Annotated in this window: 19 protein-coding genes and 1 tRNA gene; 6 read left to right on the top strand and 14 right to left on the bottom strand. The window is 67.6% G+C overall.

All coding sequences use genetic code 11. The features are described from left to right. Positions 1–274: 274 nt before the first annotated feature. Positions 275–703, top strand: coding sequence for a DUF6463 family protein (locus tag AB0K12_RS00580; RefSeq protein ID WP_364554615.1), 429 nt, complete (start codon positions 275–277; stop codon positions 701–703). A gap of 304 nt (positions 704–1,007) precedes the next feature. Here the strand turns inward: AB0K12_RS00580 and AB0K12_RS00575 are convergent, their stop codons facing one another. Further along, the gene (locus AB0K12_RS00575; protein ID WP_364554614.1) at positions 1,008–1,316 is read right to left on the bottom strand and encodes a hypothetical protein; all 309 of its coding nucleotides are present in this window, start codon (positions 1,314–1,316) and stop codon (positions 1,008–1,010) included. A gap of 748 nt (positions 1,317–2,064) precedes the next feature. Between AB0K12_RS00575 and AB0K12_RS00570 the strand changes: the two genes are divergently transcribed. Continuing rightward, positions 2,065–2,829, top strand: coding sequence for a methyltransferase domain-containing protein (locus tag AB0K12_RS00570; protein WP_364554613.1), 765 nt, complete (start codon positions 2,065–2,067; stop codon positions 2,827–2,829). Positions 2,830–2,948: 119 nt separating this feature from the next. Continuing rightward, on the top strand, positions 2,949–3,854 hold the full coding sequence (locus tag AB0K12_RS00565) for a site-specific integrase (protein ID WP_364554611.1): 906 nt from the start codon (positions 2,949–2,951) through the stop codon (positions 3,852–3,854). Positions 3,855–4,086: 232 nt separating this feature from the next. On the opposite strand, the gene AB0K12_RS00560 is transcribed toward AB0K12_RS00565, so the two are convergent. The 5 genes from AB0K12_RS00560 to rlmB form a co-directional block, all read right to left on the bottom strand. Beyond that, positions 4,087–4,362 (bottom strand): CPCC family cysteine-rich protein, encoded by a 276-nt coding sequence (locus AB0K12_RS00560; protein WP_364554609.1) that lies wholly within the window; start codon positions 4,360–4,362, stop codon positions 4,087–4,089. Beyond that, positions 4,359–5,822 carry a hypothetical protein gene (locus AB0K12_RS00555; protein WP_364554607.1) on the bottom strand — a complete coding sequence of 488 codons (1,464 nt, stop codon included), beginning with the start codon at positions 5,820–5,822 and terminating at the stop codon, positions 4,359–4,361. Before AB0K12_RS00555 ends, AB0K12_RS00560 begins: the two co-directional genes overlap by 4 nt. 348 nt (positions 5,823–6,170) lie before the next feature. After that, the gene (locus AB0K12_RS00550; protein ID WP_364554605.1) at positions 6,171–6,434 is read right to left on the bottom strand and encodes a DUF2283 domain-containing protein; all 264 of its coding nucleotides are present in this window, start codon (positions 6,432–6,434) and stop codon (positions 6,171–6,173) included. A gap of 102 nt (positions 6,435–6,536) precedes the next feature. After that, positions 6,537–6,609: transfer RNA gene (locus AB0K12_RS00545), tRNA-Thr, on the bottom strand. Positions 6,610–6,629: 20 nt separating this feature from the next. Then, a complete protein-coding gene (gene rlmB, locus AB0K12_RS00540; RefSeq protein WP_364554604.1) occupies positions 6,630–7,595 on the bottom strand; it encodes a 23S rRNA (guanosine(2251)-2'-O)-methyltransferase RlmB in 966 nt (321 codons plus the stop codon). A 91-nt stretch (positions 7,596–7,686) separates the two neighbouring features. Here rlmB and AB0K12_RS00535 point away from each other — a divergent pair, with 91 nt between their 5' ends. Then, a complete protein-coding gene (locus AB0K12_RS00535; protein WP_364554602.1) occupies positions 7,687–8,667 on the top strand; it encodes a MerR family transcriptional regulator in 981 nt (326 codons plus the stop codon). Here AB0K12_RS00535 and cysS read toward each other — a convergent pair whose 3' ends face one another. Together cysS and AB0K12_RS00525 are read right to left on the bottom strand one after the other, a co-directional pair. Then, positions 8,668–10,059, bottom strand: coding sequence for a cysteine--tRNA ligase (gene cysS, locus AB0K12_RS00530; protein WP_355430453.1), 1,392 nt, complete (start codon positions 10,057–10,059; stop codon positions 8,668–8,670). A gap of 43 nt (positions 10,060–10,102) precedes the next feature. After that, positions 10,103–10,489: a PPOX class F420-dependent oxidoreductase gene (locus tag AB0K12_RS00525; RefSeq protein WP_345395346.1), complete on the bottom strand. Its 387-nt coding sequence runs from the start codon at positions 10,487–10,489 to the stop codon at positions 10,103–10,105. 54 nt (positions 10,490–10,543) lie between these two features. Between AB0K12_RS00525 and AB0K12_RS00520 the strand changes: the two genes are divergently transcribed. After that, positions 10,544–11,701, top strand: coding sequence for a DUF2637 domain-containing protein (locus AB0K12_RS00520; RefSeq protein WP_364554601.1), 1,158 nt, complete (start codon positions 10,544–10,546; stop codon positions 11,699–11,701). An 81-nt stretch (positions 11,702–11,782) separates the two neighbouring features. Here AB0K12_RS00520 and AB0K12_RS00515 read toward each other — a convergent pair whose 3' ends face one another. From AB0K12_RS00515 to AB0K12_RS00500, 4 genes are all read right to left on the bottom strand, one after another. Further along, a complete protein-coding gene (locus AB0K12_RS00515; protein WP_364554599.1) occupies positions 11,783–12,058 on the bottom strand; it encodes a GlsB/YeaQ/YmgE family stress response membrane protein in 276 nt (91 codons plus the stop codon). 97 nt (positions 12,059–12,155) lie between these two features. After that, complete coding sequence (locus AB0K12_RS00510) at positions 12,156–12,443, bottom strand: GlsB/YeaQ/YmgE family stress response membrane protein (RefSeq protein ID WP_364378030.1); 288 nt, start codon at positions 12,441–12,443, stop codon at positions 12,156–12,158. A gap of 328 nt (positions 12,444–12,771) precedes the next feature. Further along, positions 12,772–13,239 (bottom strand): 2-C-methyl-D-erythritol 2,4-cyclodiphosphate synthase, encoded by a 468-nt coding sequence (gene ispF, locus AB0K12_RS00505; protein WP_345395331.1) that lies wholly within the window; start codon positions 13,237–13,239, stop codon positions 12,772–12,774. A gap of 17 nt (positions 13,240–13,256) precedes the next feature. Then, a complete protein-coding gene (locus tag AB0K12_RS00500; RefSeq protein WP_020544658.1) occupies positions 13,257–13,739 on the bottom strand; it encodes a CarD family transcriptional regulator in 483 nt (160 codons plus the stop codon). 251 nt (positions 13,740–13,990) lie between these two features. Here AB0K12_RS00500 and AB0K12_RS00495 point away from each other — a divergent pair, with 251 nt between their 5' ends. After that, positions 13,991–14,581, top strand: a complete 591-nt coding sequence (locus tag AB0K12_RS00495; protein WP_355430441.1) for a copper chaperone PCu(A)C — start codon at positions 13,991–13,993, stop codon at positions 14,579–14,581. Positions 14,582–14,637: 56 nt separating this feature from the next. On the opposite strand, the gene AB0K12_RS00490 is transcribed toward AB0K12_RS00495, so the two are convergent. Together AB0K12_RS00490 and AB0K12_RS00485 are read right to left on the bottom strand one after the other, a co-directional pair. Continuing rightward, entirely contained in the window at positions 14,638–15,330 is a 693-nt protein-coding gene (locus AB0K12_RS00490; RefSeq protein WP_364554597.1) for a response regulator transcription factor, read from the bottom strand. 64 nt (positions 15,331–15,394) lie between these two features. Further along, positions 15,395–16,564: an ATP-binding protein gene (locus tag AB0K12_RS00485; RefSeq protein ID WP_364555723.1), complete on the bottom strand. Its 1,170-nt coding sequence runs from the start codon at positions 16,562–16,564 to the stop codon at positions 15,395–15,397. Between the last annotated feature and the right edge of the window lie 100 nt (positions 16,565–16,664).

The following is a 16,664-nucleotide window of genomic DNA, read 5'->3' as shown; positions in this document are numbered from 1 at the left end:
AGGCCACCTCGCGTCGATCTCAGCGCTGAAAGGATCTTCGCCAGGGTACGCGCGCCTGAATGCGACACCCGACGGCAAGAACCGGTGCATCCGCTCTGCCACAGTGGACGGTCGTCATCCGGTCCGACGTCTGCCGCGAACCGTCGAACCATCACCCATGGCGTCCAGGCACTGAGCCCGCCTTCAGTGACCCTGTGCCCTTCCCCGGAGCGAGGGAGCGGCATCGCCCCACAGGGGGAATCACAACGGACCATGGCCAGAGAAGCTGGCAACCATGAGCAACACACCCGCAGTCGGCCCATCTGCACTGTCCGCGCCCCCGAGTCGGCTCACCGTCTGGGCCGGCCGAACCATGATCTTCATCGCTGTGGCGCACACCGCCGTGTTCGCCCCCCTCGTTCCCTTGTCCAGCTGGCTCGCCGGGGACCTCCGGAACCGCGCCGCGGACAGCGACTCGGTGGCGACGTTCTGGGCCCTGCCCGGCGGATTCGTCGTGACGCTGGTGCTCCTCGGACTACTGGTGGCACGGGCGGGACGGCAAGGACAACACCTCCCCGGGTATGTCGGCTGGGTGATCCTCGCCTGGGGAGCGCTGGCCGTCACCCTGATCGGACCGAGCGGTTTCCTCCTCACCGCCGTCCCCGCCGGGCTCCTCATCGCGGCGAACATCACCGCCGGACGACACCGCCGCACTTCGTCCTGAGCAGACCTCGCCGGTCGAGCAGACCACCACAGCCGCCGACACCTTCGCCCAAGCGGTGGCCTCGCCAATGTCACGACAAACACCAAGCCCCTGAACCGGAATCACCAGTCCAGGGGCCTCTTCATGCAGAGCCGACGAGGGCAATCAAACCCCGACCTTCTGTTCACAAGGTCCCCAAACGATCTTCGCTATTGTCCGTGGGCGTTCGCTACCTCGTCCGACGGCAGACTCGTCGTTCGTCTCCGTTCACCGACGTTCGAGATCGTCCGTCTGGGTGGCTCCCAAATTGCACTGCTGCTGGCTCCTACCGACCCGTCGGCGTCCGCGCCAACATCCCTGCGACGATCAACCGAACCCCCGTAACCAGCGCTGCGGGGAGGAAGAAGAAGAGCCAGACCCCCCACCCCTCTCGATCCATCACCCAGGCGACCACGAGCGCAAGGACCCAGACGAAGAGAGCAAGCGACAAGTAGACGACCTTGCGCCGCAGGCTACGGGACCGCACAAAGAGCGATACACCAACGACAACGACTGGTATCGAGTACCAGAGGATCATCGCGAGCAACACGCCGGACTCCTCGGCTCTCACGAGCACCGCCCGTACGGCGCCCACCCGGATGGTCTCACAGCGCAGTCCGACGATCAGCCCATGACCCGGCCTTCAACATGCCGGGAGGAACCTGGATCTGTCGGTCCCTCTCAATACGATCACCGCATGTTTGGCTTAGACGCGTTGGAGTCGATTCTCCTTGTCCTGCTGCTGGTGATCCTCGGGCTCGGAATCAGCCGATGGATGAGACCACGCAAGGTATCGCGCATCTACGTCGGCCTGGACCTCAGCTGATCGAGGCCGGCCACCGGAAGCAGGCTGTCTTTCTTGCGCGAAGCACCGAGGACATGAGCCAGTCAGAGGCTGAGGCTTTCGTCGACTCGCTTTCAGGGGAGCCGAACGCCTGACGGCGAGGCATGTTGTCGCCGTAGCTGTATTCTGCATGCTGCACAAGATCGAAAAGGCCACTTCCCGATCATAGGAAGTGACCTTCGAAGTGCGGTGGAGCCTAGGAGATTCGAACTCCTGACTTCCTGTTTGCGAATCGGCCTGATCTTCAGGCGAAACGGCTGCCACCTGCGCGCGAGGCATCCCGATAGTGACCGTGATTACCCCCTGTTCACCGCCCTTGATGGCCCGCTGATGGCCCGCACGCTCGCGCCTCGACGTGCCCCGATGCGCAGGGTCGCGTGCTTGATGCCCAGCACCCGAGCTACGGGGTGCAGGGGTCACCAAGCAGTACGCAGAGATGCACGCTAAATGAGCATGCGGCATGATCGTTTGTCTAGCCGATGCCGAGCTCGGAGGAGCCATGACAAGCATCTATGACAGCGAACGGCTGGCGGCAAGCTACGCTTTCGACCGCCCTCCGGTGCATCAGCAGATTCTCAAGTCGGTTCTCCTGGAGCGTCCGGCCGGGCGAGCGCTTGATATCGGATGCGGTGCTGGCGTTTCTACTGCCGCGCTCGCACCATTGGCCGAGTATGTGATCGGTCTGGAGCCGGTCCCAGCGATGCTCATGCACCGACGATCCGTCGCGCCATCCGCTCGATTCGTCATCGGCACAGCGGAGGGACTGCCGTTCGCCGCAGCGTCGTTTGACCTGGTCGCCGCCGCTGGTTCGCTGAACTACACCGATCAGCTTTCGTCGGCCCTTGCCGAGGTAGCCCGGGTTCTAACGCCAGACGGAATCTTCCTCCTGTACGACTTCTCGCAAGGCCGGTACTCCCTGACAGGCGACGCACTGGCGACGTGGTTCAAGTCGTTCCAGCAGCGGTTTCCATCATCATCTGGATGGCGACCGCTGGTCGTACAGGAACTGCGCCTGGAAGGGACGGGGTTGCGCCTGCTCGATTACACCGACGTCGAGATTCCGATACCGATGACACTCGATGACTACCTCCGCTATGTGCTGGGCGAGGCCAACGTAGACAGTGCCATCAGGCGCGGTGACGATAGCGCTGAGCACGCGCGCGACTGGTGTCACCGCACGCTTGCGGAGGTTTTCAGGAGTGGGGAGATGACCGTGGTTTTCCGCGGGTATCTGGCCACGCTGGCCCGGACCAACCGCGGTTGACTCCGCCCCTGCCCCCGGCTCTGGCGTCATTGGAGCGGGACGCGGGCGCCCGTGTCATGGTCGCGTGGCGGCTGTACCGGTGATGCGATCTCTCGCCGGTAGGTCAGCCACGATGCTCGGTGAGCCGAGGTGAGGAACGAACCCCGGATCTTCGATCGCCCCCAGACACGTATGGCGGCCAGCCATGCAGTGGCGATCGTTGGGCTGCATCTGTGTGGCGGCGCGGCAACCCCGGTCGGAGCGTTCGGTTGGTCCCAGGCCGCACGCCCGGACGGCGGACGGGCGGAGGGCCGTGGGTACAGCGGCGCGCCGCGCCGCCGCTTGAAGAGGGCCGAACGCTCACAGCGGAGGAGGGCAAGAGGCTTCTCCAGGCTGTCATGGATCACCGCATGGGTGTCCTCGTCCTCCTGGCCCTCGTCTTCGGCTTGCGGCGGGGTGAGGCGCTGGGGCTCATGTGGGACGCCTTCGACCCGGAGGCCCGCACTCTGCGCGTCACCCACTCCGTCAAGCGGCTGAAGAACCGCGACCCTAGGGCCACTACCAAGACCCGCATCGTGATCAGTGAGCTCAAGACCAAGCGCTCACGCCGTGTGCTCTGCCTGACGCCCGAACTGGTCGAAGCGATCAAGCGTCACAAGGCCGCTCACAACAAGGAGCGTCTCAAGGCGGGCGATGCCTGGCTGGAGCACGGTCTGATGTTCCCGACGGCTTTCGGCAATCCATCCGACCCGGACACGTTCTCCCACCTGTTCTCCCGCCTCGCAAAGAGGGCGGGACTCGGTCACTGGCACCCGCACGAGCTGCGCCACTCGGGAGCGTCGCTCATGCTCGCGCAGGGCACTCCCCTCCACGTCGTGTCCGAAGTCCTCGGCCACGCCAGCATCGCGATCACGAAGGACATCTACGGCCACCTTCTGGAGGGTGACCGGCGTGCGGCGACCGAAGCCATCTCCAGCGCTCTCCTGGGGAAACAGCCCCCGGTGGCTCCCAAGGTGGCTCCCGAAGACACCGAAGACACCGGCTGAAGGTCATAAAGCGAAAGGCCCCTGACGGCGTAACGCCTGTTCAGGGGCCTTTCGCTAGCAGAGCCGACGAGGGGAATCGAACCCCTGACCTTCTGTTTACAAGGAACTTCGCGATCGTCCGGAACCGTCCACGGTCCTTCTCCGAGCCTGGTCAGCCGGGCTCTACAGGGCCCCTCACTCCATCGTCGTCCCAGTCCGTCCGGACCTGTCGTTAGCATCCGCGTTAGCAAGATCACTTGATCGGGCGCTCATTTGAAAGTGGATCACGCACCTTGTCGATGTTCTGCCTGCGGCTCGCACCGAACGCAGCGAAGTTGCGCCGTCCCTGAGCGAGACTCAACTCGTAGTTGGGACCGCCACGGACCTCATCAGCGTCATGGTCGTCTTGCCCGTCATCCTTCCAGTAGCACACAGGGCAGATCTCGCACATGCCTCGCTCCTCAAGCGTGAGGAAGCCGCAGCACGGACAGGCATAAGACTCGTCGCCTTTCCGGCGAAGGACGTTCATGAACACTTTCTAACCTCGTCGGCGGACACAGTGAGGTCGCCGCTGTTCAGGCTGAGGGAGGGGACCACGCCCGGGGCTCCTATCAGCTCTGGGTTAGTGGCACCGTGGAAGACGGTGCCACCCAACTGGAAATGATAAGGGCTCGTGAACTCCCATCCACACAAGTTCCAGGGTTCTTCCTGCCCGGCTTGGGGATGAGGCGGCACAGCCAACTGCACCAGGGCAGAGCCGACATTGGGACGTTCATACCGAGTGTGCGCTGCCACGTATTTTACCAACCGCAACTCGGCCTCCGCGGGCAGGTCGGAGGCTGTCCCTCCCTCCACCTTGGAGTCCCGTTCCGGCTGCGGTACCACCGATGTGACCCACTCTCGGGTCGTGCCGCTGACCTTGCCGACAAGAGCGCGCAGGTGTACCGCGAACCAGGGAGCCAGGTTAGGCCCTCCTTTCCGTACCCAGTCCTCGACCAGCCGACGGAATGCCTCCTCCCGCCGACTCGCCCGCATGTACGTGCTCGCGGTAAGAACGGACTCCCCCGCGCCGGCAAACGCCATGCATAAAGGCCAAACCAAGATCTCACCGGCGTGGCCTGCGTAGCGAATCATACGGATCGTCCATATCGCATCGCGCAGGATCGTCGCGGCGACTAATGGGCCATCATCCAACGGTTCCTGCCATCGCGGCGGAGGCATCTCAAGGGATGGCCGTGGACCCGCCGGGGTTCGCGCATCGAATACCCGGCCCGCTGTGGACAAGTGCCAGCTTCGGTCGTCGGGCTGGGCGGTGGCACCCGCCCCACGCAGGATTCCGCGTTGCCCCACGCTGATCGCCACCTGTCCCGTCTCGAAACCAATGGTGATCCCGCACGAGTCATGGGCATCGAAGTGTGTCTCGGTGACCTCGCCAAGCCACAGCCGTAACTCGGCGACCTCGTCAGCCGGACGTTCAGAGGTGTACCGGCGCCGGGCCGCCACAACGAGAACGCCCGTCAACCGGGTGCCGACCCGTTCCAGCAACAGGGAGCGAACCTCGGCGGTGGCCAGGTCGTAGTCGACACCTATCCCGGCGGCGACCTCCGTCGTCAGCGGCTCCGTAGGCGCCCTCACGACTCCCCGGTAATCGCGGTGGTCGCAGTCGGTCTCCCTCGGCGGTGGCAGCAACGCGTCCAACGGGTACCCGGCGATCGCCGACTGCTCCACCATCCACGTCCGCCGCCTCGCGCTGAAAGCGGCCATCCACTCCAGGGCGGCACGTGCCCGCCGGTCACGGCCCCACCGTGTACGGGCGGCCAGTGCGCGGAACAAGGGGAAGGTGTTGTTGTCCCATACGTCGGAAACCGTGTAAATGGTCTTGCGATCGTATGTTCTGGCGTCCGCGGCAGCCTCCGCCATCTGAACAAGCGAACAGTCCAGCAACGCAACTAACGCGCCGGCTGTCGTCGCGTTCCTGGCCTTCTCCACACAGATCATCATGCATCAGGCCCCGGGACTCCATTACCGGGCGAGCTGATGCCCATGATCACCATGACGATCCACGCCCACGCCTCCCTGTGACAGGGCCGAAGTGCCGATCTTCCGCTTTCCAGGCGGAGCAATCGCCCTGCTCGGGACATCGATCCCGTGGTCAGACGTGTGTAGCTAGTGCCGCGGACGCGTCGGTGTGCGGGGACGTTGCTGTCAGCGCTGCTGTCACCAGCCACGAGCTGAGTGGCAAGGACGGGCGAAGGAGGGCCTGGCCAGCGATCGCCCAGTCTGTAGGAAAGGAACCCAAGTCCGCGATCGCCACGGCCTGTACTGCGTGCTGTTGCACTAGAGAGCTTTCGTATTCGCCGGATCTTGGTCTAGAGTCACCCCTTGATCATCGGGAAGGGTGCCCTCTACGCCAGGCCACGCGGCGAGGATCTCGATGCCGATCACCCGACCGTTCTCGTCCAGGTCGAAGTTCACCATGGGGCTGTCCGCCGTGACCGTTCTCGCGACGCCACCGGGTGCGATCGAACCCCGCAGGTAGACGTAGGAGGCCTTCGCCTCAGGATCGTGGGTCCACGTGCCGGGATGCTCTTCCAGTGCCATGGACTCTCCTGTTAGCAAGGGTGTTAGCAAGATCTCAAGATTGTCCTGACAAACGAGAAGCCCCTGAACAGATCATTGCTGTTCAGGGGCTGTCTCCAACAGAGCCGACGAGGGGAATCGAACCCCTGACCTTCTGTTTACAAGACAGATGCTCTGCCGATTGAGCTACGTCGGCACGGCCTACCAGTGTAGACGCTAGGGACGCCTGTGACGAGCGACTTCGTACAGCGCCACCCCCGCCGCCACCCCGGCGTTCAGCGACTCGGCGGCGGCGCGCATCGGGATGCGGGTGAGGACGTCGCACTGCTCGCGAACCAGCCGGGACAGCCCCTTGCCCTCCGAGCCGACGACGATGACCAGGGGCTCGCCGAGCAGGTCGACGTCGGCGAGTTCGGTCGAGCCCGTGCCGTCGAGGCCGACGACGAAGAGGCCGGCGTCGCGGTATTCGCGTAGCGCGGCGGTCAGGTTGGCGGCGCGGGCGACGCGCAGGGTGGCCAGGGTGCCCGCGGACGTCTTCCAGGCGCCGCCCGTGACGCCGGCCGAGCGGCGGGACGGCACGAGCAGGCCGTGGGCGCCGAAGGCGGTGGCGGAGCGGGCGATGGCGCCGAGGTTACGCGGGTCGGTGACGGAGTCGAGGGCGACGATCAGCGGCGCCTCGGCGGCCTCGTGGGCGATCTCGACCAGCTCGGACGGGTGCGCGTAGTCGTAGGCCGGGATCTGCAGCACGATGCCCTGGTGCACACCGCCCTCGGTGAGGCGGTCGAGCTTGTCGCGGGTGGCCTCGAGCAGGGCGATGCCGCGCTCGGCCGCGATCTTGATGGAGTCGCGTACGCGGTCGTCGTTGTCGATGCGCTGCGCCACGTAGAGCGCGTTGCACGGCACCCCGGCCTGCAGCGCCTCCAGGACCGGGTTGCGCCCGCCGATGTATTCGGGCGAGTCTTCTGAGCGCCGCTGCGGGCGAGCCGCACCGGGACGGCGACCGCCCCCGCGTTCCTCCCGCGCGATGCGCTCGGCACGCGCCTTCTCCTTGTACCAGTGCCGCATCTCGGCAGGCGGCGTCGCGCCCTTGCCTTCGAGCGAACGGCGGCGCTGCCCACCGGTGCCCTTGGCCGGGCCCTTCTTCTTCGCGGGCCTGCCTGATGCCCTACCGCCTGCTGCCATGCGTTCAAGGGTACTCGGGCCGCCGCCCTCCTCAGGACGGCGCAAAAAGGGGCTTGAGTCTCGATCCGCTTGAGACTTCATAGTGGCTGACATGAACGACAACGAGCTCTACCCCATCGGGGACGTCGCGCGCCGCACCGGCCTGAGCGTCAGCGCCATCCGGTACTACTCCGACGCAGGCATCGTCATCCCCGCCCAGCTGACCGAGGCGGGCTACCGCCTGTACGACGTCCGCGCCATCGCCCGCCTGGAGCTGATCCGCACGCTCAGGGAGCTGGACGCGGGCCTGGTCGACATCCGCCAGTTGCTCGACGGCGAGACGTCGCTGCACGACCTTCTCACCGCCCACCTGGAGCTGGTCGAGCAGCAGGAGCGCGACCTGCGGGCCAGGCGGGCGGTGCTGCGCACGCTCGTCAGGCAGCGCGGCACGGCCACCCAGGCGGCCCTGATGCACCGCCTCGTCTCGATGCCGGACGACGAACGCGAGCGCCTCATCGACGACTTCTGGACCGAGGTCGGCGCGTCACTCGACGTGCCGCCCGGCTTCGTGGACCGGCTGCGCACGCTGCGCCCGCGCCTGCCGGACGACCCGTCCGCCGAGCAGCTCGAAGCCTGGATCGAGCTGGCCGACCTGGTGCAGGGCGAGGAGTTCAGGGCCGCGGTCCGCGCCTATCTCCAGGAGGTCTACGGTACGTTCCCCGGCCGCGACCTGGCGTCCCCGCCGACGTGGGACTTCATCCACGGGGAGGGGGCGAAGATCGGCGAGGAGCTGGTGACGGCGTACCGCTCGGGCCTGCCGCCGCAGGCTCCTCGCGCCAAGGAGCTGGTGGTACGCCTCGCAGACGCCACCGCAGGACTGACCGGCGGACGCTCCACCACCGAGTCCAGGCAGCGGCTGGCCAGAGCCTTCCTCGTGGCGCAGGAGGTCCCCGAGGACGCCGCGTACGACGCCACCCACGGCAGGTACATCGCGCTCGTGACCCGGATCAACGGGGCCCCGCCGGCCCCGGATGAGCGGGACCCCGCGCTGTTCAGGTGGATCGCGGCCGCTCTGGACGAGACCGCGGCCTGATCAGCGGCTCAGCTCCCACCGGGGCCCGTGCGGGGTGTCCTCGACGGTGATGCCCGCGGCCGAGAGCTGGTCGCGGATCGCGTCGGCGGCCGCGTAGTCCTTACGCTCGCGCGCCGCCTTGCGCTGCTCCAGCGCCACCGCGACGAGCGCGTCGACGACGGGCGACAGGTCGGAGCCCGTGCCGCGCCACTGCGGCGAGCGCGGGTCGAGGCCGAGCACGTCGAGCATGTTCTGGGTCTCGGCGAGCAGCCGCGCCACGGCCTCCTTGTCGCCGCGGGCCAGCGCCACGTTGCCCTCGCGCACCACCTCGTGCACGACGGCGAGCGCCTGCGGCGTGCCGAGGTCGTCGTCGAGCGCGTCGGCGAACGCCTGCGGCAGCGGCGCGTGGGCGTCGACGTCGTGGATCACCTCGGCGGCCCGCGTCACGAACCCCTCGATCCGCTGGTAGGCCGCCGCCGCCTCGAGCAGCGCCTCCTCGGAGTAGTCGATCGAGGAGCGGTAGTGGGGCGCCGCGAGGTAGTAGCGCAGCTCGACGGGACGCACCTTCTGCACCATGTCGGGGATCAGCAGCGAGTTGCCGAGCGACTTGCTCATCTTCTCGGCGCCGATCTTCAGCATGCCGTTGTGCATCCAGTAGCGGGCGAACCCGTCGCCGGCGGCCTGGGACTGGGCGATCTCGTTCTCGTGGTGCGGGAAGATCAGGTCGATGCCGCCGCCGTGGATGTCGAACGCCGGGCCCAGGTATTTCGTCGCCATGGCGGAGCACTCGAGGTGCCAGCCGGGCCGGCCGGGGCCCCACGGGGTGGGCCAGGTGGGCTCGCCGGGCTTGGCGCCCTTCCACAGCGCGAAGTCGCGCGGGTCGCGCTTGCACGACTCGTCGTCGGTGTCGGCCGCGGGCCGCATGTTCTCGAGCTTCTGGTTGGACAGCGAGCCGTAGCGCTCCTCGTAGGAGCGTACGTCGAAGTAGACGTCGCCACCGGAGGCGTAGGCGTGGCCGCGCTCGATGAGCCGCTCCATCAGCGTGATCATCTCCGGCACGTGGCCGGTGGCGCGCGGCTCGACGGTCGGCGGCAGGCACCCGAGCGTGTCGTAGGCCCAGGCGAAGGCACGCTGGTTGCGCTCGGCCACGACGAACCAGGGCACGCTCTCCTCGGCGGACACCCTGATGATCTTGTCGTCGATGTCGGTGACGTTGCGGCAGAACGTCACCTCGTATCCGGAACGCGCCATCCAGCGCCTGAGCACGTCGAAATTGACGCCCGAGCGGATGTGCCCGATATGCGGAGGAGCCTGCACGGTGGCCCCACACAGGTAAATCGACGCCCGGCCGGCTTCGACCGGAACGAATTCACGGATGGCGCGCGTGCTGGTGTCGTAGATGTGCAGGCTCACGAAAGAAAGGCTAACGCCTCGGCGGCGTCGTCAGGCCGATAAATCAGCCCCGCAGGTGCACCCTGTCGGGCGAGATGCGGACGATGAGCCGTTCGGTGCCCGGCTTGTCCTCCCATGGGCGTCCTTGGTACTTCTGCGACAGCTCCTGGATCAGCGCGCCCTCCGGGTCGGGCGTCATCGTGACCCGGCCGCGCACCTCGACGTACCTGTAGGGGTTGTCGGGATCGATGACCAGCAGGCTCGCGCGCGGATCGCGCTCGAAGTTGCGCGGCTTGACGCGGCCTTTCACGGTGGAGAAGAGCACGTCGTCGCCGTCCGTACGCACCCACACCACGGACGACTGCGGCCCGCCGTCGGCGTTGAGACTGGTCACCGTCGCATAATTCGGCGCGTCCAAAAGTTTGCGGACATCTTCCGACAACTTGGTCATGCGGCCTCCCTTGATCGATCGTGATCCCCATTCTTCTGTAGTCTCGAAGACGCCATGGACGTGACTCCCCCCTCTTTGCTCCGCCGCCTGGGCCTCGCCCTGGCCGGGCTCGCCGTCGCCGCCCTGACCGGGGCCGCGTGCGCGCTCTCCTTCGACGACCTGCGCGCGCTGGCCGTCACCGGCGAGGCCAGGCAGGATCTCGCCTTCCTCTACCCGGCGGCGTTCGACGCGCTGCTGGTGGTCGCGCTGGTCGGCGTCCTGCTGCTGCGCTCGGCCAAGATGTTCGTACGCGTGCAGGCGGCGTTCGTGCTGGTCCTGCTGATCGCGGCAGCCGCGGCGGCGAACGTGGCCACGGCGGTGCGCGTCACCTTCGACGTCAGGCAGACGGCCATCGGCGTGGCGCTCGCGCCCTGGGTGATGCTGGCCCTGGCGCTGTGGCTGTGGTTACTGCTGGTCAAGCACGTGCAGGCGCACCGCGCGCCGGCGTACCGCGAGGACGAGGAGCAGGACCTGGTGCCGTTCCAGGGGTCGCGCGCCGATGAGCCGCCCCCGCTCGCGACGGAGACGCCCGCGCCCCTGCCCGAGCCCCTGTCCGAGCCCACGCCGGTCGTGGGCCCCACCGCCGCCCCTGAGACGCCCCCGGTGTCGGGCCGCGTGACCGAGTGGCCGGTCCAGAACGAGGAAGACCCGGAGCCCCAGCCGGCCGGCAAGCCCCTGAGCCGCCCCGCACCCGAGCCCGAGCCCGTGACCCGCCCCCTACGCACCCGACCAGAGCCCGAGGCCGCAGCCCAAGAAGAGACCCAGGAAAAGGCCCAAGAAGAGCCGCGGGAAGAGCCGCGCGAAGGGCTGCGCCAAGAGCCGCCGAACGACGTACAGGAAGACGTGCGGGAGGAGGCGGCGAGCGAGCCCGATGAGGAGCCGCTGACCCGCCCCGTCCGCTGGGGTGACCGGGTCAAGCCGGCCGACGTGCTCGTCCACCCGCGCCCCTCGTCCGAGTCCACCGACAAGGACGCCGACACCCAGCCCCACCCCGTCTTCGACGACGACGCCCCCGACCCGCACCACGGCCCCGAGCTGGCCGATGAGCAGGAGCGGCGCGGCAAGGAGACGCGTGAGGAGATGGAGGACACCGCCCCGCACCGGGTGATCGTCGACGACTCCCCGGCCCCGGCCGAACGCCTCCGCAGCACCCCCCGCCCGCCCGAGGACTGACGAAGAAGCACGAAAGAGGGCCCGCCCGGGAACGTGTTCCCGGGCGGGCCCTTCTATCCCGCCAGTTGCGTACGGCGTGGATCAGACGCTTCTGCCGCTGCCGCGGCGCAGTCCGGCCACCAGGCCCACACCGACGATCGCGAGCACCACCTGCATCACCAGCTCGATCCAGTCGATGCCCGGCGTGGTCTCCACGCCGAGCACCTGCGCGAGCAGCGTGCCCAGGAGGGCGGCGACGATGCCGACGACGATGGTGAGGATCCACCCGATGGCCTGCCTGCCGGGAAGCAGCAGACGACCGATTGCGCCGATCACGGCGCCGATCACGATGGCGCCAAGGATGGATTCGATGGTCATGACATGAAACCTCCCCGTGAGGCTGAGCGGTTCACCCTCACGGGATGGTCGCTACCCGATCTACGGCGATTATGCGTCGGCTTTGCAAAAGTGCAGGTCAGGTGGTTGTTCGGCCGCCTCGGCCGCGGCGTCCCATGCCCATCCGGGTCACGAGGAGCACACCTGCCACGGCCAGGACGAGTTGCAGGATGTGTTCGATCCAGTCGATGCCTCTGGTGTCGGCCCAGCCGAACGCCTGGGCGATCAGGGTGCCGATCAGGGCGGCCACGATGCCGACGATGAGGGTCAGGCCGATGGACATGTTCTGCCTGCCCGGCACCAGCAGTCTGGCCAGCGCACCGACGATGGCGCCGATGACTACTGCGCTAACGATCGCGCCGATCATGTGGAGCTCCCCCCGAAGACGTTCACATGTCTTGGCGGGACACATACCCCCTGAACTGGCGAATTACCCATGAGGGAAGGCGGCGGCCCGTACCGCGCCAGTGACGAACCGCCGCCTCCGCATTTTCGGCGGGCTGGCGACGACCCGCCAGGACACCCTCACGTATCCCACAAAGAGGACGCGCCGGACACGGGATCGGTTCACGCGGACGGCCTCACGCCCCCGCAAGAGCCTCACGCCCCCGCAAGAGCTTCACGACCGCGAAACAGCCTCACGGCCGCGACGAGAGAGCGTCGCGAGCGCGAGAACCGACGATCGCGAAGTCCGATCAGAGCGCGATCACCAGAGCGGTCGCCACGGCCGCCACACCCTCGCCACGCCCCGTCAACCCCAGGCCGTCGGTCGTGGTGGCGGAGACGCTCACAGGCGCCCCCAGAGCGGCGCTGAGCGCCTTCTCGGCCTCCAGGCGCCGGGGCGCGAGCTTCGGCCGGTTACCGATCACCTGGACGGCCACGTTGCCGATCTCGAAGCCGGCCGCCCGCACCTGGCGAGCGGTCTCTTCGAGGAGCACCGTGCCAGAGGCGCCCGCCCAGCGCGGGTCGGCGGTGCCGAACAGCTTGCCGAGGTCGCCGAGACCGGCCGCGGACAGCAGCGCGTCGCAGGCCGCGTGGGCGGCGACGTCGCCGTCGGAGTGGCCCTCGACGCCGAGCTCACCCGGCCAGTGCAGACCGGCGAGATTGAGCTCGCGTCCTGAGCCCGGTGATGCGAACGGGTGGACGTCGACTCCGACGCCCACCCGTGGAAGATTCGTGTTCAGGAGTTGAGAACCTCGTCGAGAAGGGCCTCTGCCTTGTCCTCATTGGTCTTCTCGGCCAGGGCCAGCTCACTGACCAGGATCTGGCGCGCCTTGGCGAGCATGCGCTTCTCGCCGGCGGACAGGCCACGCTCGCGGTCTCTCCGCCACAGGTCCCGAACCACCTCGGCAACCTTGTTCACATCGCCGGACGCGAGCTTCTCGAGGTTGGCCTTGTAGCGACGAGACCAGTTGGTCGGCTCTTCCGTGTGCGGCATGCGAAGGACGTCGAAAACCCGCTCCAGGCCTTCCTGGCCGACAACATCGCGCACACCGACGAGTTCTGCGTTTTCAGCTGGCACCTGGACGGTAAGGTCGCCCTTGTCGACCTTGAGCACCAGGTAGGTCTTTTCCTCACCCTTGATGGATCGCGTCGTGATTGCTTCGATCCGAGCAGCCCCATGGTGGGGGTAGACGACAGTGTCGCCGACCTGGAAAGTCATGTGACAAGTACCCCTTCCGCTGTACTCCAGGGTACCACGCATCCACAGCCTCCCGGAACAGTGAAATCCTCATAACTGCAGGTCAAAGCCGCATATTGGGGGTTGACAACCGCTCAACTCTATGAATCGCATTTCCGGACATAGCGAATGACCTGCGGGGGTGCGGATATGACCTTGCATTGGGGTGGATATGGTGGGCGCTGCACATCACGCACGCGCGACACCTGCGCAGAACCAAGGAGAACCCGCCCGTGACCAGCCGTCGCTGGATTGTCGTAGCCGCCGCGTTCTTGGCAGCCCCCGTGCTCGCGGGCTGCGGGGCAGGATTCGACGCCACCACCAACATGCCGTACGCGCCGAACGAGGCCCAGGTGTTGATCGAGAACGGTCAGTACGGCGCTAAGAGCGGCATTCACATCCCTCAGGCGTTCATCCTCGGCCCTGACTCGGGAGCCCAGCTCGCCTGGCGCGGCTCCGCCCCGATCTACCTGAACATCCTCAACACCTCGGGCACCCCCGACACTCTCCAGGCCGTCAACGCCGGCGAGATGGGCACGGTCAAGATCACCGCCCCCATTCAGCTTCCGAGCAACCAGCTCGTCAACACCGGCAAGCCGTCCCCTCAGCTGATCCTCGAGGCGATCCCCAAGAGCCTCAGGGGCGGCGAGAGCATCAAGCTGGACCTCCAGTTCGCCAACGCCGGGGTCGTGTCCATGAACGTCCCTGTGGTCACGCGCAGCCGCGAATACGCGTCGTACCCCCCGGCTCCGGGCGCGACCCCCGCGGCCACCCCGACGCCCACGCCGTCGCCGACGGGAGAGGCGGAGGAGGAGGCGCACTAGAGCCTCCAGAGCGCATGAGAAGACCCCGGTACCGATCGTGCGGGTACCGGGGTCCTTCATTGCTCCACGGCGTCGAACTTGTAGCCGAGGCCGCGCACGGTGAGGATGCAGCGCGGGTTGGACGGGTCGGACTCGATCTTCGCCCGCAGCCGCTTGACGTGCACGTCGAGCGTCTTGGTGTCGCCCACGTAGTCGGCGCCCCAGACGCGGTCGATGAGCTGGCCCCTGGTGAGCACCCGGCCGGCGTTGCGCAGCAGCACCTCCAGCAGCTCGAACTCCTTCAGCGGCAGCTGCACGGGCTCGCCGCGGACGGCGACGACGTGGCGGTCGACGTCCATGCGCACGGGCCCGACGGCCAGCACGGCGCTCTCCAGCTCCTCGGTGACGTCGCCCTGGCGGCGCAGCACGGCGCGGATGCGGGCGACCAGCTCGCGCGAGGAGAACGGCTTGGTGACGTAGTCGTCGGCGCCCAGCTCCAGGCCCACGACCTTGTCGATCTCGCTGTCCTTGGCGGTCAGCATGATGACGGGGACCTTCGAGCGCTGCCGCAGTGAACGGCAGACCTCGGTGCCGGGCAGCCCGGGCAGCATCAGGTCGAGCAGCACCAGGTCGGCGCCGTTGCGGTCGAAGGTGTCGAGCGCCTCGGGGCCGGTCGCCGCGACCGACACCTCGAAGCCCTCCTTGCGCAGCATGTAGGACAGGGCGTCGGAGAACGACTCCTCGTCCTCCACGACGAGGACACGGGTCATGCGCGTGCTCCTGCGGGCCTCATGACGCGGCCGGCGCGTCCGACGGTGGTTTCGCTTCGTGCGGTCACGAGGCTGCCTCCATGGGGATCGAGGGTGGTACTGCCAGCGCCGTGCCGCCGAAGGCGGGCAGGCGCAGGGTGAAGGTGGAGCCGGACCCTTCCTTGCTCCAGACGGACACCTCGCCGGCGTGGGCCGCGGCGACGTGTTTGACGATGGCGAGGCCGAGCCCGGTGCCGCCGGTGACGCGCGAGCGGGCGGCGTCGACGCGGAAGAACCGTTCGAAGATGCGCTCCAGCGCCTCCTCGGGGATGCCGATGCCCTGGTCGCTGACGCTGATCTCGACGGAGTCGCCGGCCGGGCGCACGCTGACCACGACCCGCGTGTGCTCGGGGCTGTAGACGATGGCGTTGTCGATGAGGTTGCGCAGGGCGGTGACGAGCAGCTCGGCGTCGCCCCAGATGCGCAGGCCCTCGGTGCCGCCGGAGACCAGCGTGATGTCCTTGGCGACGGCCCTGGTGTTGCAGTGGTCGATGGCGTCGTTGACGGCCTCGTCGATGGAGACCTGGCCCGGCGTGGGGATGGGCTCGGCGCCCTGGATCCGGCTGAGCGTGATCAGGTCCTGGATGAGGTAATTGAGCCGGGCGGCCTCGTGCTGCATGCGCCCGGCGAAGCGGCTGACCGCCTCGGGGTCGTCGGCGGCGTCCTGGATGGTCTCGGCCAGCAGGCTGAGCGCGCCGACCGGGGTCTTCAGCTCGTGACTGACGTTGGCGACGAAGTCGCGGCGCACGGCCTCGACCCTGCGCCGCTCGGTCTGGTCCTCGGCCAGCACGAGCACCTGGCCGTAGGAGCCGAGCGGCGCCACGCGCACGGCGAAGCTGGTGGTCTCCTGGCCGAACTTGTGCCCTGCCACGTCGATCTCGCTCTCGCGGATCTCACCGTCGCGGCGCACTTGGCGGGCCAGGGCGAGCAGCTCGGCGGCCATCAGCCGGTCGCCCTTGACCAGCCCGAACGCGCGTGCGGCCGAACTGGCCCGCAGCACCCGGTCGTGCGCGTCGAGGACAACGGCGGACGAGGGCAGCACGGCCAGCACGGACGCGACGCCCTGGGGCAGCGCCGCGCCGGTCTCGACGCCGTCGTCGGCGGTGCGGCTGGGGGCCTCGATCTGGTTGCGGTAGAAGAGGACCGCCAGCGCGCCCACCACGAACCCGGCCAGGGCCGCGAAGCTCATGGCCATCTCACTCATGCCTCCGATGGTAGGTGGCGTTTCCGCAGGGACAGACCCCCTCATCAGGGGATGAACGCCTCTTTCCCGGAAAGTTCATCTGGCGGTCGGA

The sequence above is a fragment of the Nonomuraea sp. NPDC049419 genome, assembly GCF_040676995.1.
GTDB lineage: Bacteria > Actinomycetota > Actinomycetes > Streptosporangiales > Streptosporangiaceae > Nonomuraea > Nonomuraea salmonea.
The sequence above is the reverse complement of the archived record's forward strand: the minus strand, read 5'-3'. Positions and strand labels throughout refer to the sequence as shown.